This is a genomic window from Duganella sp. AC237 (assembly GCF_979254035.1).
The window spans coordinates 1,275,650-1,297,433 of the sequence record NZ_CEEDEW010000003.1; the positions used below are offsets into that span (position 1 = coordinate 1,275,650).

The 21,784-nt window shown below is 62.0% G+C and carries 22 protein-coding genes; 14 read left to right on the forward strand and 8 right to left on the reverse strand.

The features are described from left to right. Window positions 1–6: 6 nt before the first annotated feature. The 9 genes from murG (at window position 7) to AC0IYS_RS06195 (ending at window position 9,442) form a co-directional block, all read left to right on the forward strand. Complete coding sequence (gene murG, locus AC0IYS_RS06155; protein ID WP_471704341.1) at window positions 7–1,098, forward strand: undecaprenyldiphospho-muramoylpentapeptide beta-N-acetylglucosaminyltransferase; 1,092 nt, start codon at window positions 7–9, stop codon at window positions 1,096–1,098. 3 nt (window positions 1,099–1,101) lie between these two features. Continuing rightward, a complete protein-coding gene (gene murC / locus AC0IYS_RS06160; protein WP_471704342.1) occupies window positions 1,102–2,493 on the forward strand; it encodes a UDP-N-acetylmuramate--L-alanine ligase in 1,392 nt (463 codons plus the stop codon). 2 nt (window positions 2,494–2,495) lie between these two features. Further along, the gene (locus AC0IYS_RS06165) at window positions 2,496–3,458 is read left to right on the forward strand and encodes a D-alanine--D-alanine ligase (RefSeq protein ID WP_471704343.1); all 963 of its coding nucleotides are present in this window, start codon (window positions 2,496–2,498) and stop codon (window positions 3,456–3,458) included. A 7-nt stretch (window positions 3,459–3,465) separates the two neighbouring features. Continuing rightward, window positions 3,466–4,272: a cell division protein FtsQ/DivIB gene (locus AC0IYS_RS06170; RefSeq protein ID WP_471704344.1), complete on the forward strand. Its 807-nt coding sequence runs from the start codon at window positions 3,466–3,468 to the stop codon at window positions 4,270–4,272. 12 nt (window positions 4,273–4,284) lie between these two features. Then, the gene (ftsA, locus tag AC0IYS_RS06175) at window positions 4,285–5,517 is read left to right on the forward strand and encodes a cell division protein FtsA (protein WP_090316542.1); all 1,233 of its coding nucleotides are present in this window, start codon (window positions 4,285–4,287) and stop codon (window positions 5,515–5,517) included. A 160-nt stretch (window positions 5,518–5,677) separates the two neighbouring features. Beyond that, entirely contained in the window at window positions 5,678–6,901 is a 1,224-nt protein-coding gene (gene ftsZ / locus AC0IYS_RS06180; RefSeq protein WP_471704345.1) for a cell division protein FtsZ, read from the forward strand. 131 nt (window positions 6,902–7,032) lie between these two features. Then, window positions 7,033–7,536 (forward strand): peroxiredoxin, encoded by a 504-nt coding sequence (locus AC0IYS_RS06185; protein ID WP_463452512.1) that lies wholly within the window; start codon window positions 7,033–7,035, stop codon window positions 7,534–7,536. A 133-nt stretch (window positions 7,537–7,669) separates the two neighbouring features. Further along, window positions 7,670–8,569, forward strand: coding sequence for a LysR family transcriptional regulator (locus AC0IYS_RS06190; protein WP_471704346.1), 900 nt, complete (start codon window positions 7,670–7,672; stop codon window positions 8,567–8,569). Window positions 8,570–8,695: 126 nt separating this feature from the next. Continuing rightward, the gene (locus tag AC0IYS_RS06195) at window positions 8,696–9,442 is read left to right on the forward strand and encodes an SDR family NAD(P)-dependent oxidoreductase (RefSeq protein WP_471704347.1); all 747 of its coding nucleotides are present in this window, start codon (window positions 8,696–8,698) and stop codon (window positions 9,440–9,442) included. A 51-nt stretch (window positions 9,443–9,493) separates the two neighbouring features. On the opposite strand, the gene AC0IYS_RS06200 is transcribed toward AC0IYS_RS06195, so the two are convergent. Next, entirely contained in the window at window positions 9,494–10,270 is a 777-nt protein-coding gene (locus tag AC0IYS_RS06200; RefSeq protein WP_471704348.1) for a class I SAM-dependent methyltransferase, read from the reverse strand. Window positions 10,271–10,361: 91 nt separating this feature from the next. On the opposite strand from AC0IYS_RS06200, the gene AC0IYS_RS06205 reads away from it, so the two are divergent. Continuing rightward, entirely contained in the window at window positions 10,362–11,120 is a 759-nt protein-coding gene (locus tag AC0IYS_RS06205; protein ID WP_471704349.1) for a helix-turn-helix transcriptional regulator, read from the forward strand. A gap of 164 nt (window positions 11,121–11,284) precedes the next feature. Here the strand turns inward: AC0IYS_RS06205 and AC0IYS_RS06210 are convergent, their stop codons facing one another. From AC0IYS_RS06210 to ctaD, 3 genes are all read right to left on the reverse strand, one after another. Then, entirely contained in the window at window positions 11,285–11,737 is a 453-nt protein-coding gene (locus AC0IYS_RS06210) for a DUF2628 domain-containing protein (RefSeq protein WP_471704350.1), read from the reverse strand. A gap of 80 nt (window positions 11,738–11,817) precedes the next feature. After that, window positions 11,818–12,285 carry a DUF2244 domain-containing protein gene (locus AC0IYS_RS06215; RefSeq protein WP_471704351.1) on the reverse strand — a complete coding sequence of 156 codons (468 nt, stop codon included), beginning with the start codon at window positions 12,283–12,285 and terminating at the stop codon, window positions 11,818–11,820. 13 nt (window positions 12,286–12,298) lie between these two features. Then, window positions 12,299–13,936 (reverse strand): cytochrome c oxidase subunit I, encoded by a 1,638-nt coding sequence (gene ctaD / locus AC0IYS_RS06220; protein WP_471704352.1) that lies wholly within the window; start codon window positions 13,934–13,936, stop codon window positions 12,299–12,301. A 181-nt stretch (window positions 13,937–14,117) separates the two neighbouring features. On the opposite strand from ctaD, the gene AC0IYS_RS06225 reads away from it, so the two are divergent. After that, window positions 14,118–14,306 carry a hypothetical protein gene (locus AC0IYS_RS06225; RefSeq protein WP_471704353.1) on the forward strand — a complete coding sequence of 63 codons (189 nt, stop codon included), beginning with the start codon at window positions 14,118–14,120 and terminating at the stop codon, window positions 14,304–14,306. A gap of 5 nt (window positions 14,307–14,311) precedes the next feature. On the opposite strand, the gene AC0IYS_RS06230 is transcribed toward AC0IYS_RS06225, so the two are convergent. From AC0IYS_RS06230 to AC0IYS_RS06240, 3 genes are all read right to left on the reverse strand, one after another. Continuing rightward, window positions 14,312–14,710, reverse strand: coding sequence for a VOC family protein (locus tag AC0IYS_RS06230; protein ID WP_471704354.1), 399 nt, complete (start codon window positions 14,708–14,710; stop codon window positions 14,312–14,314). 112 nt (window positions 14,711–14,822) lie between these two features. Next, window positions 14,823–15,395, reverse strand: a complete 573-nt coding sequence (locus AC0IYS_RS06235; RefSeq protein WP_471704355.1) for an SMI1/KNR4 family protein — start codon at window positions 15,393–15,395, stop codon at window positions 14,823–14,825. A gap of 68 nt (window positions 15,396–15,463) precedes the next feature. After that, entirely contained in the window at window positions 15,464–16,051 is a 588-nt protein-coding gene (locus AC0IYS_RS06240) for a DUF4240 domain-containing protein (protein WP_471704356.1), read from the reverse strand. A 358-nt stretch (window positions 16,052–16,409) separates the two neighbouring features. Between AC0IYS_RS06240 and AC0IYS_RS06245 the strand changes: the two genes are divergently transcribed. Together AC0IYS_RS06245 and lpxC are read left to right on the forward strand one after the other, a co-directional pair. Next, window positions 16,410–17,252, forward strand: a complete 843-nt coding sequence (locus AC0IYS_RS06245; RefSeq protein WP_471704357.1) for a DMT family transporter — start codon at window positions 16,410–16,412, stop codon at window positions 17,250–17,252. Window positions 17,253–17,306: 54 nt separating this feature from the next. Continuing rightward, on the forward strand, window positions 17,307–18,242 hold the full coding sequence (gene lpxC, locus AC0IYS_RS06250) for a UDP-3-O-acyl-N-acetylglucosamine deacetylase (protein WP_471704358.1): 936 nt from the start codon (window positions 17,307–17,309) through the stop codon (window positions 18,240–18,242). Here the strand turns inward: lpxC and AC0IYS_RS06255 are convergent. After that, on the reverse strand, window positions 18,239–18,718 hold the full coding sequence (locus tag AC0IYS_RS06255; RefSeq protein ID WP_471704359.1) for a DciA family protein: 480 nt from the start codon (window positions 18,716–18,718) through the stop codon (window positions 18,239–18,241). The genes lpxC and AC0IYS_RS06255 overlap by 4 nt on opposite strands. 257 nt (window positions 18,719–18,975) lie before the next feature. On the opposite strand from AC0IYS_RS06255, the gene secA reads away from it, so the two are divergent. Continuing rightward, complete coding sequence (secA, locus tag AC0IYS_RS06260) at window positions 18,976–21,768, forward strand: preprotein translocase subunit SecA (protein ID WP_471704360.1); 2,793 nt, start codon at window positions 18,976–18,978, stop codon at window positions 21,766–21,768. The last annotated feature ends 16 nt before the right edge of the window (window positions 21,769–21,784 follow it).

Below are 21,784 nucleotides of genomic sequence, written 5' to 3' on the forward strand. Positions count from 1 at the left end.
GGGAATATGAAGAAGCTGATGATCATGGCGGCCGGCACCGGCGGCCACATTTTCCCCGGCCTGGCCATCGCGCAGACGATGCGCGCGCGCGGCTGGGAGGTGACCTGGCTGGGTACCTCCACCGGCATGGAGCAGGAACTGGTGCCGAAACACGGCATCGCGATGGACAGCATCGACTTCACCGGCATGCGCGGCAAGGGCTTGAAGCACTCGCTCGGCGGCGCCCTGAAGATGGTCAAGGCGTTCATCGCCTGCCGTGGCTACATCGGCAGCCGCAAACCGGACGTGGTGCTGGGCATGGGCGGCTACGTGACGGTGCCCGGCGGCTTGATGGCGCGCATGGGCGGCGTGCCGCTGGTGCTGGTCAACGCAGACGCAGCGCTGCTGTTGTCGAACAAGACGCTGGTGCCGTTCGCGGACCGCGTGTGCTTCGGCTTCCCGGCCGATTTCGGCAAGGCCGCCGACAAGGCTGTCGTCACCGGTAACCCGGTGCGCAAGGAGATTCTGGACATGCCGGCGCCGGCGCAGCGTTTCGCCGGCCGTGAAGGTCCGTTGCGAATCCTGGTGGTGGGCGGCAGCTTGGGCGCCAAGGCGCTCAACGACAACCTGCCGGCGGCGCTGGCGCTGATCCCGGCCGATCAACGTCCGCTGGTGACGCACCAGTCGGGCAAGAAGAACATCGATGCGCTGCGCGCGTCGTACGCGCAGGCCGGCGTGCAGGCCAACGTGGTCGACTTCATCGACGACATGGCCGGCGCGTACAGCGCCGCCGACGTGGTGATTTGCCGCGCCGGCGCGATCACCGTGTCGGAATTGACCGCCGCCGGCGTGGCCAGCGTGCTGGTGCCGCTGGTGGCGTCGACCACCAGCCACCAGCGCGACAACGCGCAGTGGATGGCGAAGCAGAACGCGGCGATCCACATGCCGCAGACGGAAATGAGCGCGCAAAGTGTGGCGACGCTGCTGGAAACGCTGACCCGCAACGCCTGCCTGACGATGGCGACGGCGGCGCACAAGGTCGGCAAACGCGATGCGAACGAATCGATCGCGCAGGTATTGGAACAATCAGCATTACAACTGAAACAGGCAAAAGGTTAAGCAGTGAAGCATAAAGTACAGAACATACACTTCGTCGGCATCGGCGGCAGCGGCATGAGCGGCATCGCCGAAGTGCTGCTCACGCTCGGCTACACCGTCTCCGGCTCGGACCTGGGCAGCAACGCTGTCACCCAGCGCCTGGCGGACATGGGCGCGAAAGTGTTCCAGGGCCACGCGACCGAAAACATCGGCGACGCCGACGCCGTCGTGACCTCGACAGCTGTACAACAGGACAATCCTGAAATCGTCGCGGCGCGCAGCCGCAAGATCCCGATCGTCCCGCGCGCGGTGATGCTGGGCGAGTTGATGCGCCTTAAACGCGGCATCGCCATCGCCGGCACGCATGGCAAAACCACCACCACCAGCCTGGTGGCGTCGGTGCTGGCGCAGGGCGGCCTGGATCCGACCTTCGTCATCGGCGGGCGCCTGACTTCCGCCGGCGCCAACGCCAAACTGGGCAGCGGTGAGTATCTGGTGGCGGAAGCCGATGAATCGGATGCATCGTTCCTGAACCTGACGCCGATGATCGAAGTAATCACGAACATCGACGCCGACCACATGGAAACCTACGAGCACGATTTCGAAAAGCTCAAGCAGGCCTTCGTCCACTTCACGCACCGCCTGCCGTTCTACGGCCGCGCCATGCTGTGCATCGACGACGCCAACGTGCGCTCGATCATTCCGCATGTGACCAAGCCGGTCACCACCTATGGCTTCCACGAGGACGCCGAAGTGCGCGCCGTGAACGCCCGCGCCGTCGGCGTGGAGATGCACTTCACCGTGATCCAGGAAGGTTATCCGGACCTGGACGTGGTGCTGAACCAGCCGGGCATGCACAACGTGCAGAACGCCTGCTCGGCGATCGCCATCGCCCGCGAGATCGGCATCGAGGACAGCGCCACCCAGGCCGGCCTGGCCGGTTTCGCCGGCGTCGGGCGCCGCTTCACCAAGTATGGCGAGGTTGCGATTCCCGGCGGCGGCAGCTTCACGCTGGTGGACGACTTCGGCCACCACCCGCTGGAGATGGAAGTAACCACCGGCGCCGCGCGCGCCGCCTATCCGGGCCGCCGCCTGGTGCTGGCCTTCCAGCCGCACCGCTTTAGCCGCACGCGCGACCTGTTCGAGGACTTCGTCAAGGTATTGGGCACGCCCGACGTGCTGGTGCTGGCCGAAGTCTACGCCGCCGGCGAAGCGCCTATCGTGGCCGCCGACGGCCGCGCGCTGGCGCACGCCTTGCGCGCACGCGGCAAGACGGAACCGATTTTTGTAGAGGCGATCGGCGATATGCCGGAAACCATCATGAACGTGGTGCGCGACGGCGACGTCGTCATGACCATGGGCGCAGGCTCGATCAGCGGCGTCCCGGCGAAACTGACTAATTATCCAAAGGTCTGATCGTGAACCAGCTTACTTCTATTGATGTAAAAACTTTCGGCAAGGTCGGCGTGCTGTTCGGCGGCCGCTCGGCCGAGCGCGAAGTGTCCCTGATGTCCGGCACCGGCGTGCTGGCCGCGCTGCAAAGCAAGGGTGTCGACGCCCACGGCTTCGACACCGGCGAACGCACGCTGGCCGAACTGGCGGCGGAAAAATTCGACCGCGTGTTCATCGCGCTGCACGGCCGCTACGGCGAGGACGGCAGCCTGCAGGGCGCGCTGGAACTGCTGGGCATTCCGTACACCGGCAGCGGCGTGATGGCCAGCTCGGTGGGCATGGACAAGATCACCACCAAGATCGTGTGGCTGGCCGCCGGCCTGCCGACGCCGAACTACGCGGTGCTCGACGCGAAATCGGATCTGGACAAGATCGCCGCCGGTCTGGGACTGCCGCTGATCGTCAAGCCGCCGCACGAGGGCTCGACCATCGGCATCACCAAGGTCAACGCCGCCGGGGAATTCAAGGCCGCCTACGACATCGCCGCCGCGCTGGACGACTCGGTGCTGGCGGAGGAATTCGTCACCGGCCGCGAGTTCACGGTCGCGATGCTGGGCGGCGGCGGCGCCGACGCGCGCCCGCTGCCGATCGTCGAGATCATCGCGCCGGCCGGTAATTACGACTACCAGAACAAGTACTTCACCGACGACGTCAAATACGTTTGTCCCGCAGTGCTGCCGGACGCGCTGGCCGCCGAGATGCAGCGCATCGCCGTGGAAGCATACCGCGCGCTCGGTTGCGAGGGCTGGGGACGGGTCGACGTGCTGCTGCGCGAGCGCGATCAGAAGCCGTTCCTGCTGGAGGTGAACACTTCGCCGGGCATGACGACGCACTCGCTGGTGCCGATGGCGGCGCGCGCGACGGGCATCAGCTATGAAGACCTGTGCGTGGAGATTTTGCGCACGGCCCGTTTGAAGATGAAGGGATAAGTATCAGATGTGGCAAGACGCTAAAGCCTTGAATGCAACCGCCAACGGCATTTTCGCCCTGGTGCTGTTGGCATGCATCGCCGCCGGCGTGTGGTGGGTGGCGCAGCGCCCGGCGTTCAACCTGCGCACGATTCGTATCGAGAGCATCGGGCATGACGAGTTACAGCATGTGAACCACCTGACCTTGCGGAACAACGCGCTGGGCCGCATCAAGGGCAACTTCTTCACGACGAACCTGGACGCGGTGCGCCAGGCGTTTGAATCGGTACCCTGGGTACGCCGCGCAACCGTGCGCCGCGAGTGGCCGGACCAGTTGATCGTGGCGCTGGAGGAGCATGAGGCGCTGGGCACGTGGGGCGAGGACGGCCGGCTGCTGTCGGTCAAGGGCGATGTGTTCACCGCCAACCTGGCCGAGGCGGAGGAGGACCATGAGTTGCCGTCGTTCGACGGGCCGGATGGCAGCGAGAAGGAAGTGATGTCGCGGTTCGCCGAACTGCGTAACTGGTTCGCGCCGCTCAAGCTGGTGCCGCAGGCGCTGTCGCTGTCGAGCCGCTATGCGTGGACGGTGCGGCTGGATAACGGCATGAGCGTGGCGCTGGGGCGCGAGCAGACCAGCACCACGTTGAAGGAGAGGGTGGACCGGTTGACGGGGATTTATCCGCAGCTGGTGGAGCACTTGCCCGATATAGAGACGATCGATATGCGGTACCAGAACGGTTTGGCCCTGAGCGCGGCGGGATTGAAGATTCCGAAAGAGGGCGCCAAGCCAAAAGCGGCAGCAAAAAAAACGATAAGCGTTAAACCCCAACACTAGGTAGCAACAGACATGACAAAAGACGCTAAAAACCTGATCGTCGGTCTCGACATCGGCACCTCGAAAGTGGTGGCCGTGGTGGCCGAGGTGATGGGCGATGGACGCCACGAGGTGATCGGGCTGGGTCAGCACGAATCGAGAGGCCTGAAGAAGGGCGTGGTGGTCAACATCGAAGCGACCGTCGAATCGATCCAGCGCGCGCTGGAAGAAGCGGAGCTGATGGCCGACTGCAAGATCCGCAATGTCTACGCGGGCATCGCGGGCAGCCATATCCGCAGCTTCAATTCGAGCGGCATGGTGGCGATCAAGGAAAAGGAAGTGACGGCGACCGACGTGGCGCGCGTCATCGAAACGGCAAAGGCGGTTAACATTCCGACGGACCAGCAGTTGCTGCACACGGTGCCGCAGGAATTCATCGTCGACAGCCAGGAAGATGTGCGCGAACCGATCGGCATGAGCGGCATCCGCCTTGAAGTGAAAGTCCATATCGTCACCGGCGCCGTGTCGGCGGTGCAGAACATCGTCAAGTGCGTGCGCCGCTGCGGACTGGAAGTGTCGGACCTGATTTTGCAGCCGATGGCATCGGCCGACGCGGTGCTGACGCCGGACGAAAAAGAACTCGGCGTTGTGTTGATCGATATCGGCGGCGGCACCACCGACGTGGCGGTGTTCTCGGACGGCGCGATCCGCCATACCGCCGTGATTCCGATCGCCGGCGACCAGATCACCAACGACATCGCGATGGCGCTGCGCACGCCGACCTCGGAAGCCGAAGAGATCAAGATCCGCTACGGCGTGGCCAAACAGGTGCTGGCCGATCCGGGCGAGAGCCTGGAGGTGCCGGGCTTGGGCGACCGTGGTCCGCGCAACCTGTCGCGCCAGGCGCTGGCGGCGGTGATCGAGCCGCGCGTCGAGGAGCTGTTCGCGATGGTGCACCAGGTGGTGCGCGAATCCGGCTACGAGGGCGTGCTCTCGTCGGGCATCGTGCTCACCGGCGGCACGGCGATCATGCCGGGCATGGTCGAAATGGCGGAGGACATATTCCTCAAGCCGGCGCGCCTTGGCACGCCGGACTATCGGGGCCAGTTGGCCGACGTGGTGCGCAGCCCGCGCTACGCGACCGTGCTTGGCCTGTTGTTGGAAGCGAAAAAGCAGTACCTGCGTGGTCACATCGTCACGCGGCAGGATGGGTCGGTGAAGGCAGTGTGGCAGCGCATGAAGGAATGGTTCTTAGGTAATTTTTAAGGCAGCACGAGTAAAAGATACGCAGCGAATTTGCAGCAAAAACACGGGTGGTTTTTTCACTAAACTTTTTTTTAAATTGAAACAGCAGTTTTCAATCCCCAGTTCTCCTACAAATATGAGGACTGGCGCTTGGAAACCGCATTCTGATAGGGAGCACATCATGGAGTTTGATATGGTCGATAACGCAGCTTTGGGCACCGTCATCAAGGTCGTCGGCGTCGGCGGAGCAGGTGGCAATGCAGTTCAACACATGATCGTTAAAGGCATGTCCGGCGTGGAGTTCATCGCCGCAAACACCGACGCGCAGGCGCTGTCCACCTCGCGCGCGCACAACGTCATCCAGATCGGCGAGACCGGCCTGGGTGCGGGCATGAAGCCGGACGTCGGCCGCAAGCTGGCCGAGGAATCGCGCTCGCGCATCGAGGACGCGCTGCGCGGCGCGCACATGGTGTTCATCGCCGCCGGCATGGGTGGCGGCACCGGCACCGGCGCCGCACCGATCGTGGCCGAAGTGGCCAAGTCGCTGGGCGCGCTGACCGTGGCGGTGGTATCGAAGCCGTTCTCGCACGAAGGCCAGAAGTGCATGGACATCGCCGACGAAGGCCTGGAGCAGTTGTCGGAGCACGTCGACTCGCTGATCGTGATCCTGAACGAGAAGCTCGAAGAGATCTACGAAGATGAATCGCTGATCGAATGGCTGCAGCACGCCGACGATGTGCTGAACAACGCCGTCGCCGGTATCGCCGAGATCATCAACGTGCCGGGCCACATCAACGTCGACTTCAACGACGTCAAGACCATCATGGGCGAGCAGGGCAAGGCCATGATGGGTACCGCGACCGCGTCGGGCATCGACCGCGCGCGCATCGCGGCCGAACAGGCGGTGGCTTCGCCGCTGCTGGACGGCGTCGACCTGTCGGGCGCGCGCGGTGTGCTGGTCAACGTGACCGCAAGCCGTGGCCTGAAGGGTAAAGAGATCAAGGAAGTCATGGCGGCGGTGCGCGCGTTCGCGGCGCCGGACGCTTCGATCGCCCAAGGTATCGCCTACGACGACACGATGGGCGACGAGATCCGCGTGACCGTGGTGGCGACTGGCCTGGGCAAGGGCAAAAAGCACGTGCAACTGGTGCCGCAGCAGCTGCTGCGCACCGGTACCCACAACAGCCCGATGATGCCTTCGGGCGCGATGGGCGGCGCGGCGTCGGCCGGCGTGTCGATGGGTGCGACCAGCGGCATGGGCGGCGGTGGCGCGCCCGCCTTCGACGGCATGAAGGCGCCGGCGGTATGGCGTCGCGAGTCGGCTTCCGAGCAAGTACGCGCGATGGAAAAAAACGGCATGGAGACGTACGATATTCCAGCCTTCCTGCGCAAGCAGGCCGACTAAGAGTCGATTAGGCCATTCTGCACGATCGTGCAGGATGGCCTGGGTTCAGGCATACTGTGCGTTCTATGCCGGGAAAAGCCGCGCTTGTCGCGGCTTTTTTACGTTCAATACCCAAACAAAAGGAGTCACACATGACCATCAAGATTGGCGATACCCTGCCGGAAGGCACCCTGTCCGAATTCGTCGAAACCGAAACCGAAGGCTGCTCGCTCGGCCCGAACACGTTCAACGTGCAAGACTTGGTTAAGGGCAAGAAGATCGCGATCTTCGGCCTGCCGGGTGCCTACACCCCGACCTGCTCGGCACAGCACGTGCCAGGCTACGTCAAGCACGCCGCCGACCTGAAGGCCAAGGGCGTCGATGAAATCTGGTGCATCTCGGTCAATGACGCGTTCGTCATGGGCGCGTGGGGCCGCGACCAGAAGGCCACCGGCACCGTGCGCATGATGGCCGACGGCAACGCCGCCTACAGCAAGGCGCTGGGCCTGGATGCCGACTTCAGCAAGCACGGCATGGGCACGCGCTCGCAGCGCTATTCGATGCTGGTCGAAGACGGCGTCGTCAAGCAGCTGAACGTGGAACAAGGCGGCAAGTTCGAAGTGTCGAACGCCGAGACCCTGCTGGGTCAGGCGTAAGCCGGCTTGATTTGATGCAGTGAAGAGGCGCCGGGGACGGCGCCTTTTTTGTAAGCGCCGGCCCTGCACGGCTGGTGCTTCAAAGCGCGTGAAAAATACACAGTAACGCAGGATTACGGTATTCTGCCGAGTAATGGACCGTATCAGCGCTTTACAATTTTTTGTTCGTGTCGTCGAGAGTGGCAGCTTCTCGCAAGCTGCCCGAGAACTTGGCGTCGGGCAGCCCGCTGTCAGCAAGCAGATTGCTGCACTTGAGAAGCGGCTGGGCGCACAATTATTGAACCGAACATCGCGAGGGCTACGCCCCACGCCTTCAGGTATCGAACTCTACGAGGATGCCATTCTTGTTCTGAGATATCTCGATGATGCCGAGAGCCGTGTGGCGAACGCACAGCAGCGCCCTAAAGGCAGCGTGAGGGTCGCAGCGCCCCCGGTTTTGACCAGCATGATGATCGTTCCCGAGCTGCCTAAATTTTTTGACGAGTTTCCCGATGTTTCTATTGAGCTTGTCGTATCCGAACGCTACGCTGATTTAATAAAGGAAGGTCTGGACCTGGCGCTGCGTATTGGCAGTCTTGATGATTCGAACCTGGTCGCCCGTCAAATTGGGCATATGCAGTTCGCGGCCGTCGGTAGTCCCTCTTATTTCGCGAAACACGGCGTGCCGTTACATCCGTCAGACCTGGTCGGGCACCAGCTCGTCACCAATCGCCATCTCGGTGAGATCAGCAACTGGCGCTTTGGCGGCAGCGCACCTGCGCTATTGAAACCCGCCGCCGGTCAATTCAGCTGCAACAATCCATCGGACATGCATGCCGCCGTACTTGCCGGACTGGGTATCGCGCAAAGCGCACGGGGCCTTTTCGAGAATGAGCTGCGCTCGGGACAGGTAAGGGAAGTGTTGAGTGACTTCGTTCCGGATCCCCTTCCTATTCATATGCTCTATGTCGGGCCGCGCATTTCGCATCGGGTGCGAGTCGTCAGCGATTTTCTCGAGCAATGCATTCAATGCCAGCCCAATCTGCGTCTCTAACATCTATTCCATTGAAGAATGGAAGCTAATCGGCGCGCCTATCTTCCCCACCGTCACCAAGCTGCCTAAGATGAAATTTGCCGCCCGCACTTTTCGCCAGCGCGGCTTTCATCCAGGAGTAATCTTATGCAAGAGAAAAAAGTCGCCCTCGTCACAGGAGCCAATAAGGGACTAGGCAAGCAAATTGCCAAGGAGCTGGTCGCCCACGGTTACATCGTGTTTGTCGGTTCACGAAACTTCGCCAACGGGCAGAGGGCGGTGATGGAAATGGGCGATGGCGCTGTCGCTATTCAGCTCGACGTGACCAACGCTGAGAGCATCGCAGTGGCGGCGCAGCGCATTCGTTCGGAGGCAGGACGGCTCGACTTGTTAGTGAACAATGCTGCAATCGGCCAGTCGGGGCGCTTTGCATCGGGGCAGGAAGTCCTGGCAGCGAGCAAAGCCAGCGTCGCGCCGCTGGACGAATTACGTGTCCTGTTCGAAACCAACGTTATCGGTGTACTTGCCGTAACGCAGGCAATGCTGCCTTTAATTCGCATGTCCGATACAGGTCGCATTTTGAACGTCTCCAGCGCGGCCGGTTCCCTGACGCTCAACTCGGACCCGAATTTCCCGTATCGCCCTTATTTTGGTGCGACCTACCCCGCATCCAAGACCGCACTCAATGCCATTACCCTCGCGCTTGCCGTCGAACTTGAGGATACCAACATCAAGGTCCGTGCCGCGAGTCCTAGCTTCACTGCCACCGCAATCAACGACTTCATGGGGACGGACTCCGTGGAAGTCGGCGCCCGCGCCCTGGTACTTGCAGCCCTCGACACGGAAAGTCCGAGTGGAAGTTTTACAGGGCCGGATGGCCCGCTTCCTTGGTGATGCAAGGCGTTAGTTGAGCGTACATAGCGGCGGCGAACGCGCCGCCGCGATCTACTTGCTGATGTCGTCGGCATCGTGGGTGGCTGTGAACAGCGTCGAGGCGATCGTGAACGAGCCATCGGGCTGCACCTCGAAGTGTTTCAGCGTTTCCTCCGGCGCGCTGGCGAACAGGCTGCGGATCGCGTCCACCCGCCCGGGCGGCGTGCGCATGCGCGCGGTCCACTCGTCGAAGACCATCTGCAGCTTCCAGTCGCCGGCGCGCTCGGGCTGGAAGCCGGCCGCTTGCAGCATCGCGGTCCATTCGGCCGGGCGGTAGTCGCGCACGTGCGAGCCGTCGCGCAGCAGTTCGACCGCCTGCAGAGTCGTGTCGTGCAGCGGTGCTTCGGGGGCGGTGATGTCGATGACCACAAGCAGGCCGTTGGGCTTGAGCACGCGCTTGACTTCGCGCAGCGCGGCCGGCACGTCGAGCCAGTGGTGTGCCGAGAAGCGCGTGACGACCATGCAGAACGAGGCGTCGGCGAACGGCAGGCTGGCGACGTTGCCTTGTTCGGTGACGATGTTGTGCAGGCCGCGTTCCTGCGCTGTGGCTGCCACCACGGCCAGCATCTCGGAAGACAGGTCGAACGCGGTGACCGAACGCGCAACCGGAGCGATGGCGAAGCTGGCGTGGCCGGCGCCGCAGCCGAGATCGAGCACCATGGGTTTGCCCAGGCCGGCAGCCAGATCGCGCAGCGCGGCCAGGTCGGCCCCTTGGGCGTGGACGGTGCTGGTCAGGTAGGCGCTGGCGGTTTGGCCGAATTGCTGGGCGACGACGGCTTGCTGTTGCATTTTATTTCTCCTGAAATGGGCTGGTCAGGGCAGAATAGGCGTGTTCGTATCCTGTAACAAGACAAGTACTTATCCTGGTATAAAAACCACCATGCATAACAAGTTAGGCGATTTTATCCGCGCCCACCGGGAGCGCACGACGCCAGCCAGCGTCGGGCTGCCCGGCGGGGGGAGGCGGCGCACGCCGGGGCTGCGGCGCGAGGAGTTGGCGCAGTTGTGCGAGGTCAGCCCGACGTGGCTGACGTGGCTTGAGCAGGGCAGGCCGGTGTCTGCGTCGGGCAAGATGTTGGCGCGGCTGGCCGAGGTGCTGCAATTGAGCGGTGCCGAGCGCGGTTATTTGTTCAGCCTGGCCGAGCGGCTCGATCCGCACGGCGAGGCCGACGGCGCGCCGGCCGAGGCGGCGCTGGACGCGATCGTGGCGGCGGTGGATGCGCCGGCCTATATCCTCGATCTGCGCTGGGACGCGGTGGCATGGAACGGCGCTGCGGCGCGGTTGTTCGCCGGCTGGCTTGACGGGCCGTCGCCGAACCTGTTGCGCTTCATGTTCCAGTCGGCGGCCGCGCGTGGGTTGATCGTTGATTGGCCGGAACGCGCGCGCCGCTTGGTGGCCGAGTTCCGCGCCGACATCGGCAAGCACGCGGAACATCCGGCCGTGCGGGAGCTGATCGCAGACGTGGCGCGTGACAGCGCCGAGTTCCGGCAGTTGTGGCGTTTGCAGGACGTGGTGGGCAGGGAGGGCGGATTGCGCAGTTTCCAGTCGCTCGACGGCAGCGAATTGCGCTTCAACCAAGTGACGCTGCATCTGGCCAAGCGCCACGACCTGAAACTGGTCATGCTGCTGCCGACCTAACCTCGCGGAGGCCTGCGCAATCTAAAAACCACGGATCCACGTAGGGCGGATTAGGCGGAACGCCGTAATCCGCCAATCTACGATTCGTCGAAACGCAGGCATTGGCGGATTACGCTACGCTAATCCGCCCTACGTGATTTAGAAAGCGCTCGCTTCGTGCGGCGCTACCACCAGCCGTTGTCACCCAATACTATCTTCTTGTAGTAGTTGATGTTGCCGTTGAGGGAAAACCAAAAACTGATCATCGTCGTCAGCATGTTCTCAAGAAAATCGAGGCTGCCGTCTGGCGCCAAAATGTGGTTGAGCACGACCACGGCTACCGTGAGGATCAGGATGGTAATCGCTTTGCGCCACATGCCTTTGGCAAGGTAGAAGAAGGGTCCCAAAAGTAAGGCCGACGGGTTGAATATGAGTCGATAGCGCTCGCTCACGCTGAGCTGCTTGAACAGAGGCCGCGTTGGCCCGCCAGCTTTTTCGATCAAGTCGAATCGGATGCGCCACAGCGCCGATAGATCGGCATCCGTGCCGGCAACTGGTTTGGGAAGATCTTTTCCGCAGGTTGTACAGAGTGAACGAATGGGTGAATTTCCGATACCGCAGTGCTGGCACGTCGACATGAGTGACTCCTTGAGAGGGAGCTTCATCATGTCACCGGCAGACGTGTTAAAAATTGACGTTGAGCAATGCAAGTGAGCGTTTATCTGTTGGCGCGGCGCAGACATTGACCTAGTTCATTGGCGAGGTGGCGGCGCTCCTCCTCCGCGAGAAAACGCCCGAGGACAACGAGGCGATTCCGTTTGTCGTTGATTCGTATCGGGTCGCCATCACGTACCGGCGACAGCAGGCGGGCGCTCCACAAGTCGAGATGGCGATAGCTGCACCGTCCGCCCCTGCGCTGTTCAACAACAATGGCACTCTCCGAGATTTCGATCCGGTCGTAGTCGTCGAGGTGGCGTCCGTAGTACCAGAGGCAGGCCGCCAGCGCGGCCATCTCCAGCAGCGCATACGCCAGCATGTGCCAGTAGCCCAGATACGCAAAGCCGGCCGCGACGCCCAGTGTGGGACAGCACAGCGTGGCAAACAGCACGGTCAACTGCGGCCGCTGCAGCAACGCGCGGCGCCGCACCAGCCAGCTGCGTCGCTCCGAAGGCACATCACGTGGCATCGTTCGCTCCCGCTCAGATCACGGTCGGCGGTTTTTCGAAGGTGTGGAACGGCGCCGGACTCGGCACCGTCCATTCCAGGCCGTCGGCGCCTTCCCACGGCTTGGCGGGGGCCGGCTTGCCGCCGCGTATGGTCGGCAGCACGATGGCGAACAGGAAGTACACCTGCGTCAGCCCGAACAGCAACGCGCCCACGGTGGCCACCTGGTTGTAGTCGGTGAACTGGGTCGAGTAGTCCGCGTAGCGGCGCGGCATGCCGGCCAGCCCGAGGAAGTGCATCGGGAAGAAGGTGACGTTGAGCCAGATGAGCGAGTTCCAGAAGTGGAAGGCGGCGCGCCGTTCATTGAACATGTGCCCGGTCCACTTCGGCACCCAGTAATAGTAGCCGGCGAACAGCGCGAACAGCGAGCCGGCCACCAGCACGTAGTGGAAGTGGGCGACGACATAATAGGTGTCGTGCACCTGGATGTCGATCGGCGCGACCGCCAGGATCAGGCCGGAGAAGCCGCCGATCGTGAACACCCACAGGAAGCCCACCGAGAACAGCATCGGCGCCTCGAACGTCATGGCGCCCCGCCACATCGTGGCGATCCAGTTGAAGACCTTGACGCCGGTGGGCACGGCCACCAGCATGGTCGCGTACATGAAGAAAAGCTGGCCGGTGATCGGCATGCCGGTGGCGAACATGTGGTGCGCCCAGACGATGAAGGAGATGATGGCGATCGAACCGGCCGCGTACACCATGGAGGCGTAGCCGAACAGCCGCTTGCGCGAAAACGCCGGGATGATCTCCGAGATTATCCCGAACGCGGGCAGGATCAAAATATAGACCTCCGGGTGGCCGAAGAACCAGAAAATGTGCTGGTACATGACGGGATCGCCGCCACCGGCCGCATTGAAGAACGTGGTGCCGAAGTGGCGGTCGGTCAGGATCATGGTGATGGCGGCGGCCAGCACGGGCATGACGGCGATGAGCAGATAGGCGGTGATCAGCCAGGTCCAGCAGAACATCGGCATGCGCATCAAGGTCATGCCCTTGGCGCGCAGGTTGAGGATGGTGGTGATGATGTTGATGGCGCCCATGATCGACGAAATGCCCATCAGGTGGATGGCGAAGATCGCCATGTCCATGCCGACGCCCATTTGCGTCGACAGCGGCGGGTACATGGTCCAGCCGGCGGCGGTGGCGCCGCCCGCGCTGAAGAACGATCCTATCAGCAGCAGCGCGGCCGGCGGCAGCAGCCAGAACGAGAAGTTGTTCATGCGCGCGAATGCCATGTCGGAGGCGCCGACCTGCAACGGGATCATCCAGTTGGCGAAGCCGACGAACGCCGGCATGATGGCGCCGAAGATCATCACCAGGCCGTGCAGAGTGACCATTTGATTGTAGAACTCGGGATAAAAATACTGCAGGCCGGGCTGGAACAGTTCAACGCGGATGAGCATGGCCAGCAGGCCGCCGCTCATCAGCATCGCCAGCGAGAACCACAGGTAAAGCGTGCCGATGTCCTTGTGGTTGGTCGCGTACAGCCAGCGGCGCCAGCCGTGCGGATGGTCGTGGTGGGCGTGCGCCGGGTCGTCGGCGTGGACGTATCCATCTGGACTGGTTTTAGCGGTGGGTGTGAATGCTTCGTCGATTGTTTTGATGGCCATCGTCGTTCTCCGTGAGTCAGGCCAGCTTATGACGGGCAGAGCGCGCTCGCCAGCGCCAAGCGTGCCGCATGCTCGTAGGCGTCGGCGCTATAATTTTTTCAGAAAATTCTGAAGCGGGGCGGGGGCGTCCGAGCAACTTGCGCGCCCGCCATTGGTCTATCTATTTTTGAAGGAGTGAGCGATGAAATCTCAGCAACGATCAGATACCCTGCTGCCGGCCGATGACGAAGTGGCCGAGGAGGTCAGCACCGACCAACAGTCGGAACAGGCGCGCAAGACCGGCCATCCGCCGGAGCAGCCGCCCGCCGCGCCGGCCGTGGACAAGGCGGTGGACGAGTCGCTGGGCGGCGCCGGCCGCAAGGAGAAATAACTCGCTCAGGCCTGGGGCGCCGCCCACACCAGGTTCCACAGGTGGCCGTCCAGATCCTCGAAGCCCTGGTCGTACATGAAGCCGTGATCCTCCGGCGGGTGTGGAGTGCGCCCGCCGGCGGCGACCGCTTTGGCGATCAGGCTGTCCACCTCGTCGCGGCTTTCGCAAGTGAGGCAGATGATGACCTCATTGGCGTCTTTCGCCTGCGCGAGCGGCTTGTCGGTCAGGGACCGGAAAAAGTTTTCGGTCATGAGCATGGCGCAAATGGTGTCGTCCACGATCAGCATGAAGGCCGCGTCGTCGTTGCTGAATTCGGGCTTGAAGCTAAAACCCAGCGCGGAAAAGAAGGCCTTGGATTTGTCGAGGTCCTTGACCGCGAGGTTAAAGATAACTTGTTTGTTCATGATGCCTCCATGGGGATAACCGGATGATAAAAGGTATTTCATGGTGACGACGAACAAGACGCGGTGAATTCGACAGCCCTGCGCAATTTTTTTTGATCAACGCGGTCGGGGCTTAAGACAACTCGGCGTCCTCACGATTGATCAAACCGCCGTACGCGTCCGAGTAGACGAACTCGCCAGAAAATACGCCCTTCGCATAGGACTTGAACCAGGCGCCGAAATTAGGCGCAACGAGTTCCCGCTCGCCGGAATCATGCCACATGGTGATTATTTGCCCCGGGGAGCCGGAGGCGTCAGGCGAAAGATCAAGGCAAAGGTGATTGCCGCTGCCGTCGTGGGTGAACGGAATCCAGGCGGCATTCCACCAATCGCCCCGAATCCCACTTGCTGGATCGGATTCGATACCCGAAAATTCGCCGGCATCAAGCAGTTCCTTCCACACACTCCACTGGGACAGGATCTCATCGGTTGAAAGAAATTCCGAACCATCGAACAAACCGCCGACATCGGGAGACTGCCCGTTGTGGATCTTCAGGCAAGTCACATAATCGTCCGGCAGCGTGACGCCGAGCGTCTTCTGAAGGCTGGCTATCTGTTCATCGGTCGCGGGAGGATTAAGGCTTTCAAACCCTTCAGGCCAATGTTCGGACAGCCACGTTTCAAATCTGGTCCACGAACTACGCATATTTATCTCGATTGAACGGCAACTGGGTTCTGTAACGGGAATCGAGGTCGGAATTGCACCCGTGTTCCTTATTTTGCAAGGTACTTCGCGGCCAGCGCGGGTAGCAGGCGAGGTAAATCCGATTCGGCCCATTCCTCGCCTGCCGTGACTGCATATTCCACTTTGAAATCTCGTTCCAATTCCCCGGCGCCCTTCGCGGCGTAGGCTTTGAGGGCGGCGTAGCCGAATAGCTCCAGTTCGAAATACTCTATCCGCGCAACCGAGGTCAGCGAATCGGGAGTCTTAACCGCGTTCTTAAAGGTTTTCTCCCCCTCGGAAATCAACCAGTCACGAAAGTACTTAAATCCATCATCCGAACATCCTCCGTTCATGAGGGAAGCCGCGCCCCAGAGGCTCCAACTGTTGGCTTCAAGTAGCAGGGACTCGTATCGCTGCTGGAAGCGTTGAATCTGTTTGGGCTCAAGTGACGAAAGCTGCCTTTGCAAGAGCGCGGGTCTGGACAGGAAGTCTGTACCGGCCTCGAGTTTTACCGCTTCAATCAGGTGCCAAAAATCTTTTTCATTCATAGGGGTAGGCGTCGCGAGAATTGGGGATGACAGACCGCACAATGCTGCGAAGCTTGCGGCGAGAAGGATGATGCGACGTTGAAAAAACATGGTTTTGATCGGTTATTCATGCACATGCGCTCATCTTTTCTTGAAGAGGAAATAGAGGGGATATGTATTTTGCAACGCCTTCATCAAAAAAGGGTAAGAATTCTCGCGAAATTTCCATTGCCCGAAATTCGCTCGACAACCGCCGGCCCCATGGCCAACTGCAAAGCAATTGTCAACTTGCTATAATTGCTGCCGATCGCGCCGCCGATGACCCTTCGTTGCCGTCCGAGATCCTGGCTCCGGACGTCGCCATGATGACGTTCCCAGTGGCCCGAGCCGGGCCCGCAGCAAGGGGCTTCCTCTGTCTTCCGCATCCACTCCTATTTCCCGCAAAGAAAACCTGCACAGCATCTACGCGATGCTGATCGCGGTGGCCATGTTCTCGTTCATGGACACGGCCATGAAGCTGCTGTCCGCCCATTATCCCGCCATGCAGGTGACGGCCTTGCGCGCGCTGAGCTCGCTGCCGCTGCTATGCGGCTACATCATTTATCGCGGCGCCTTCCGTGGCATTTTCAAGGTCCGCTGGTCGATGCAGATTTTCCGCGCCGTCCTCGGCATCGCCATGCTGACCACCTTCGCCTTCGGCCTCAAGTCGCTGTCGCTGGCCGAGGCGTATTCGATCTTTTTCATCGCGCCGTCGCTGATCACGGCGCTGTCGGTGTTCGTGTTGAAGGAGAAGGTCGGCCCGGGGCAGTGGGCCGCCATCGTCGTCGGCCTGGTCGGCGTGCTGGTTGTGCTGCGTCCGGAGGGCACCGGCTTCCTGACCATCGGCGGCCTGGCCGTGCTGGCCGCAGCCGCCTGCTATGCGATGTCGGCCATCGCCGCCCGCGTGCTGGCGCGCTCCGACAGCACCGAATCCATGATGTTCTGGTTGCTGACCATGATGGCCGCCGGCGCCGTGGCGCTGTCGTACCGCAGCTGGGTGCCTGTGCGCGCCGACGATAGCTGGGTGCTGCTGGCGCTGGCGCTGTCGGGCTTTTTCGGCCAGTTGGCCATCACCAAGGCCTTCAGCACCGGCAAGGCGTCGGTGGTGGCGCCGTTCGAATACTCGGCGCTGGCCTGGGGCGTGGCGATCGACTGGCTGCTGTGGCAGACGCTGCCGGACGGCTATACCTTGCTCGGCGCCGGCATCATCATCGCCAGCGGCATTTACCTGGTGCGGCGCGAGGCGGTGCACGTCGAGGCCGAGCATCCTTGACCCGAGGAAACCCGGGGCGCAGCGCGGCGATCTCAACTTCGTTATAATCGGACCATGTTAAAACAACGCACCATCAAAGAACTGGTCCGCACCACGGGTGTCGGCCTGCACTCCGGCACCAAGGTCGAGCTGACCTTGCGTCCGGCCGAGCCCGACGTGGGCATCGTTTTCCGCCGCGTGGACCTGACGCCTGTCGTGGAATTCCCCGCCAGCGCCATGGCCGTCGGCGACACGCGCATGGCGTCGGTGCTGGTCAAGGACGGCGCCCGGGTCTCGACCGTCGAGCACCTGATGTCGGCCTGCGCCGGCCTCGGCATCGACAACCTGTACATCGAGGTCAGCGCCGAGGAAATTCCGATCATGGACGGCTCGGCCTCGTCGTTCGTGTTCCTGCTGCAGCAAGCCGGCGTGCTCGAGCAGCCGGTTGCAAAGAAATTCATCCGCGTGCTCAAGCCGGTGGAAGTGCGAGAAGGCAAGGGCGACAAGGAAAAATGGGCGCGCCTGACCCCGCACAACGGCTTCAAGCTGGACTTCTTCATCGAATTCAACCATCCGGCAGTCGACGGCACGCAGCAGCGCGCCAATGTCGACTTCGGCGACGTCTCGTATGTGCACGACGTGGCGCGCGCCCGCACTTTCGGCTTCATGCAGGACGTGGAGATGTTGCGCGGCATTGGCCTGGCGCGCGGCGGTTCGCTCGAGAACGCCATCGTCATGGACGAGTACCGCATCCTCAATTCGGACGGACTGCGCTACGACGACGAGTTTGTGCGTCACAAGATTCTGGACGCCATCGGCGATTTGTATCTGGTCGGGCACCCGCTGCTGGCCAGCTACGAGGCGCACAAGTCCGGCCACGCGCTGAACAACCAGCTGTTGCTGGAGTTGCTCAAGCATCCGGATGCGTATGAGATCGTCTCGTTCGAGACCAACGAATCGGCGCCGCCGTCGTATCTGCGCCAGATGGCGCGTGAGTGGGCGCTAACTTAAGCCGGACGGCGCCGCGCCACCATCGCCTTTAACGCGGCGATCAGGGTGGCGTTTTGTGGCGTATCTTCCAGCGTATCACCCAAGGCGTCGAAGGCCGTCACGGCCGCTTCCGGCAGCGACAGCGCCCGCATCTGCTCCTTGATCTCGGCCGGCTTGGTCATCTGCACCCGCAGTTTGACGCCGTTGACCTGCCAGCCGCGCCGCGCCAGCGTTTCCTGCAGCTTGGGGATTTGCTGCTTGAGCTTGGCCGCCAGCGATGCGTTCGGCAGCGACAAGGTCAGCTGGCCGTCGTCGAACGCCAGGATTTCGCAATACTTGAACATCGCAGGCAAGGCCGTTGCACAATCTTTTTGCAGCGCCGCCATGCGCTCGATGGCCGGCATCATGGCCGCCAGCTTGTCGTCGCGGCGCAGGAAGTCGGTGGCCCCGACCGGGTTGCGGCGGTTGATCGATACGTTGGAGGAATTAAATCGCATGCGGCGAACCATAGCACGGCGCCGGATTTCCGTCATCAGCCCGCTTTGCCTCCGCGCCCGCGCGCGTCTCCAGCGGGGAAATTTGATTGATTGAGTGACATTGTTTACGCTTGGGGTATTGTTATATAGGCCAATAACCCAACCTTGGCACGGGCGCATGATAAAATCACCGTCTTTTGCCATAGTCGAACTCCGTGCGGTAAGGCGTTTTTCACCTACAGAGCTTTTTTTAACGGCGTTTTTTCAAGAATTCAAGCATGTCATTACTGACCCAGATTTTCGGCAGCCGCAACCAGCGTCTGCTCAAGCAATACCAAAAAACGGTACGCGAGATCAATGCGCTCGAGCCGGCGATGGAAAAACTGTCGGATGCCGAGCTGCAAGCGAAGACGCCCGCCTTCAAGGCGCGCATCGCCAATGGCGAGGCGCTCGACGCGCTGTTGCCCGAGGCCTTCGCCGTTTGCCGCGAAGCGAGCAAGCGCGTCTTCAAGATGCGCCATTTCGACGTTCAATTGCTGGGCGGTATGGTTCTGCACTTCGGCAAGATCGCTGAAATGGGCACGGGCGAGGGTAAAACCCTGACCGCGACCCTGCCGGCCTATCTGAACGCGCTGTCGGGCAAGGGCGTGCACATCGTCACCGTCAACGACTATCTGGCCCAGCGCGACGCCGAGACCATGGGCAAGCTGTACGCCTGGCTCGGTTTGACCACCGGCATCAACCTGTCGCAGATGGAGCACGCCACCAAGCAGGCGGCCTACGCGTCGGACATCACCTACGGCACCAACAACGAATTCGGTTTCGACTACCTGCGCGACAACATGGTGTTCGAGGCCAGCGACCGGGTCCAGCGCGCGCTCAATTTCGGCATCGTCGATGAAGTCGACTCGATCCTGATCGACGAAGCCCGCACCCCGCTGATCATTTCCGGCCAGGCCGAGAACCACACGGACCTGTACCACAAGATCAACGAGCTGCCGCCGCTGCTGACGCAGCAGATCGGCGAAGAGACCTCGGACGGCAAGGGCAAGGTTGAAGTGCCGGGCGATTACGTCAAGGACGAAAAAGCCCACTCGGTGCTGCTGACCGAAGCCGGCCACGAAAAAGCCGAAGGCATCCTGACCAAAATGGGTCTGCTGCCGGAAGGCGCCTCGCTGTACGACTCCGCCAACATCACGCTGGTGCACCACCTGTACGCGGCGCTGCGCGCGCACGCGCTGTACTTCAAGGATCAGCACTACGTGGTGCAGAACAATGAAGTGGTCATCGTCGATGAGTTCACCGGCCGCCTGATGACGGGTCGCCGCTGGTCCGACGGCCTGCACCAGGCGGTCGAGGCGAAAGAGGGCGTCAAGATCCAGAACGAGAACCAGACGCTGGCCTCGATCACCTTCCAGAACTACTTCCGCATGTACGCCAAGCTGGCCGGCATGACCGGTACCGCCGACACCGAAGCGTACGAGTTCCAGGAAATCTACGGCCTCGAAACCGTCGTCATCCCGCCGAACCGCCCTTCGCAGCGCAAGGACCGCCAGGACCAGGTGTACAAATCGGCGGCCGAGAAGTACAACGCCATGATGCTGGAAATCCGCGAATGCTACGACCGCGGCCAACCGGTGCTGGTCGGTACCACCTCGATCGAAAACTCGGAGCTGTTGTCCGGCATCCTGACCAAGGGCGGCCTGCCGCACAACGTCCTGAACGCCAAGCAGCACGCCCGCGAAGCCGAAATCATCGCGCAGGCGGGTAGCCCGAAGGCGATCACCATCGCCACCAACATGGCCGGTCGCGGTACCGACATCGTCTTGGGTGGCAACGTCGAGAAGCAGATCCAGTTCATCGAAGCCAATCCGGACCTGAGCGACGCCGACAAGGCGGCGCAAGCGAAGGCGATGCGCGAAGGCTGGCAAGCCTTGCACGAGCAGGTGGTCGCCGCCGGCGGCCTGCATATCGTCGGCACCGAGCGTCACGAATCGCGCCGCGTCGACAACCAGCTGCGTGGCCGCGCAGCGCGCCAGGGTGACCCGGGCATGTCGCGCTTCTTCCTGTCGCTCGACGACCAGTTGCTGCGCATCTTCGCGGGCGACCGCGTACGCGCCGTGATGGACCGTCTGAAAATGCCGGAAGGCGAACCGATTGAAGCGGGCATCGTCTCGCGCTCGATCGAATCGGCGCAGCGCAAGGTCGAGGCGCGCAACTTCGACATCCGTAAGCAGCTGCTTGAGTACGACGACGTCGCCAACGATCAGCGTAAAGTGATCTACCAGCAGCGTAACGAGCTGCTGGAAACCACCGACATCTCGGAACTGATCGAATCGCTGCGCCACGGCGCCTTCACCGACCTGGTACGCGAATACGTGCCGGCCGAATCGGTCGAGGAGCAGTGGAACGTCAAGGGCCTGGAAGCGGCGCTGGCGGCCGAATGGCAGATCGACGTGCCGCTGACGGCGATGCTGGAGTCGGAGCAGAACCTGAACGATGAAGACATCCTGGAACGCGTGTTGGCCGCGGCCGATGCGGTGTACCAGGCCAAGATCGATATCGTCGGCAAGGAATCGTTCGGCGGCTTCGAGCGCAACGTCATGCTGCAAAGCGTCGACAGCCACTGGCGCGAGCACCTGGCGGCGCTGGACCACCTGCGCCAGGGTATCCACCTGCGCGGTTATGCGCAGAAGAATCCGAAGCAGGAATACAAGCGCGAAGCGTTTGAGCTGTTCGGCCAGATGCTCGAAATGATCAAGAACGAAGTGGTCAAGTTGATCATGACGGTACGGATCCAGTCGCGCGACGAGATCGACGCGGCCGAAGCGGCGATGCAGCAATCGCACGTGGAGAACGTCAGCTACCAGCACGCGGACTTCAACCCGAACGCGGCGCCGGAGGAGTTGCTGGCGCCACAGGCGCCGACCAACTTCGGCGGCTTGCCGCCGGAGCTGCAAGGCCTGAGCGGCGAGCAACTGATGGAGCTGGGCCTGAAGGTCGGACGCAACGACCCTTGCCCATGCGGCAGCGGCAAGAAGTACAAGGCTTGCCACGGCAAGCTGGCGTAAAATAAAAAAACCGGAG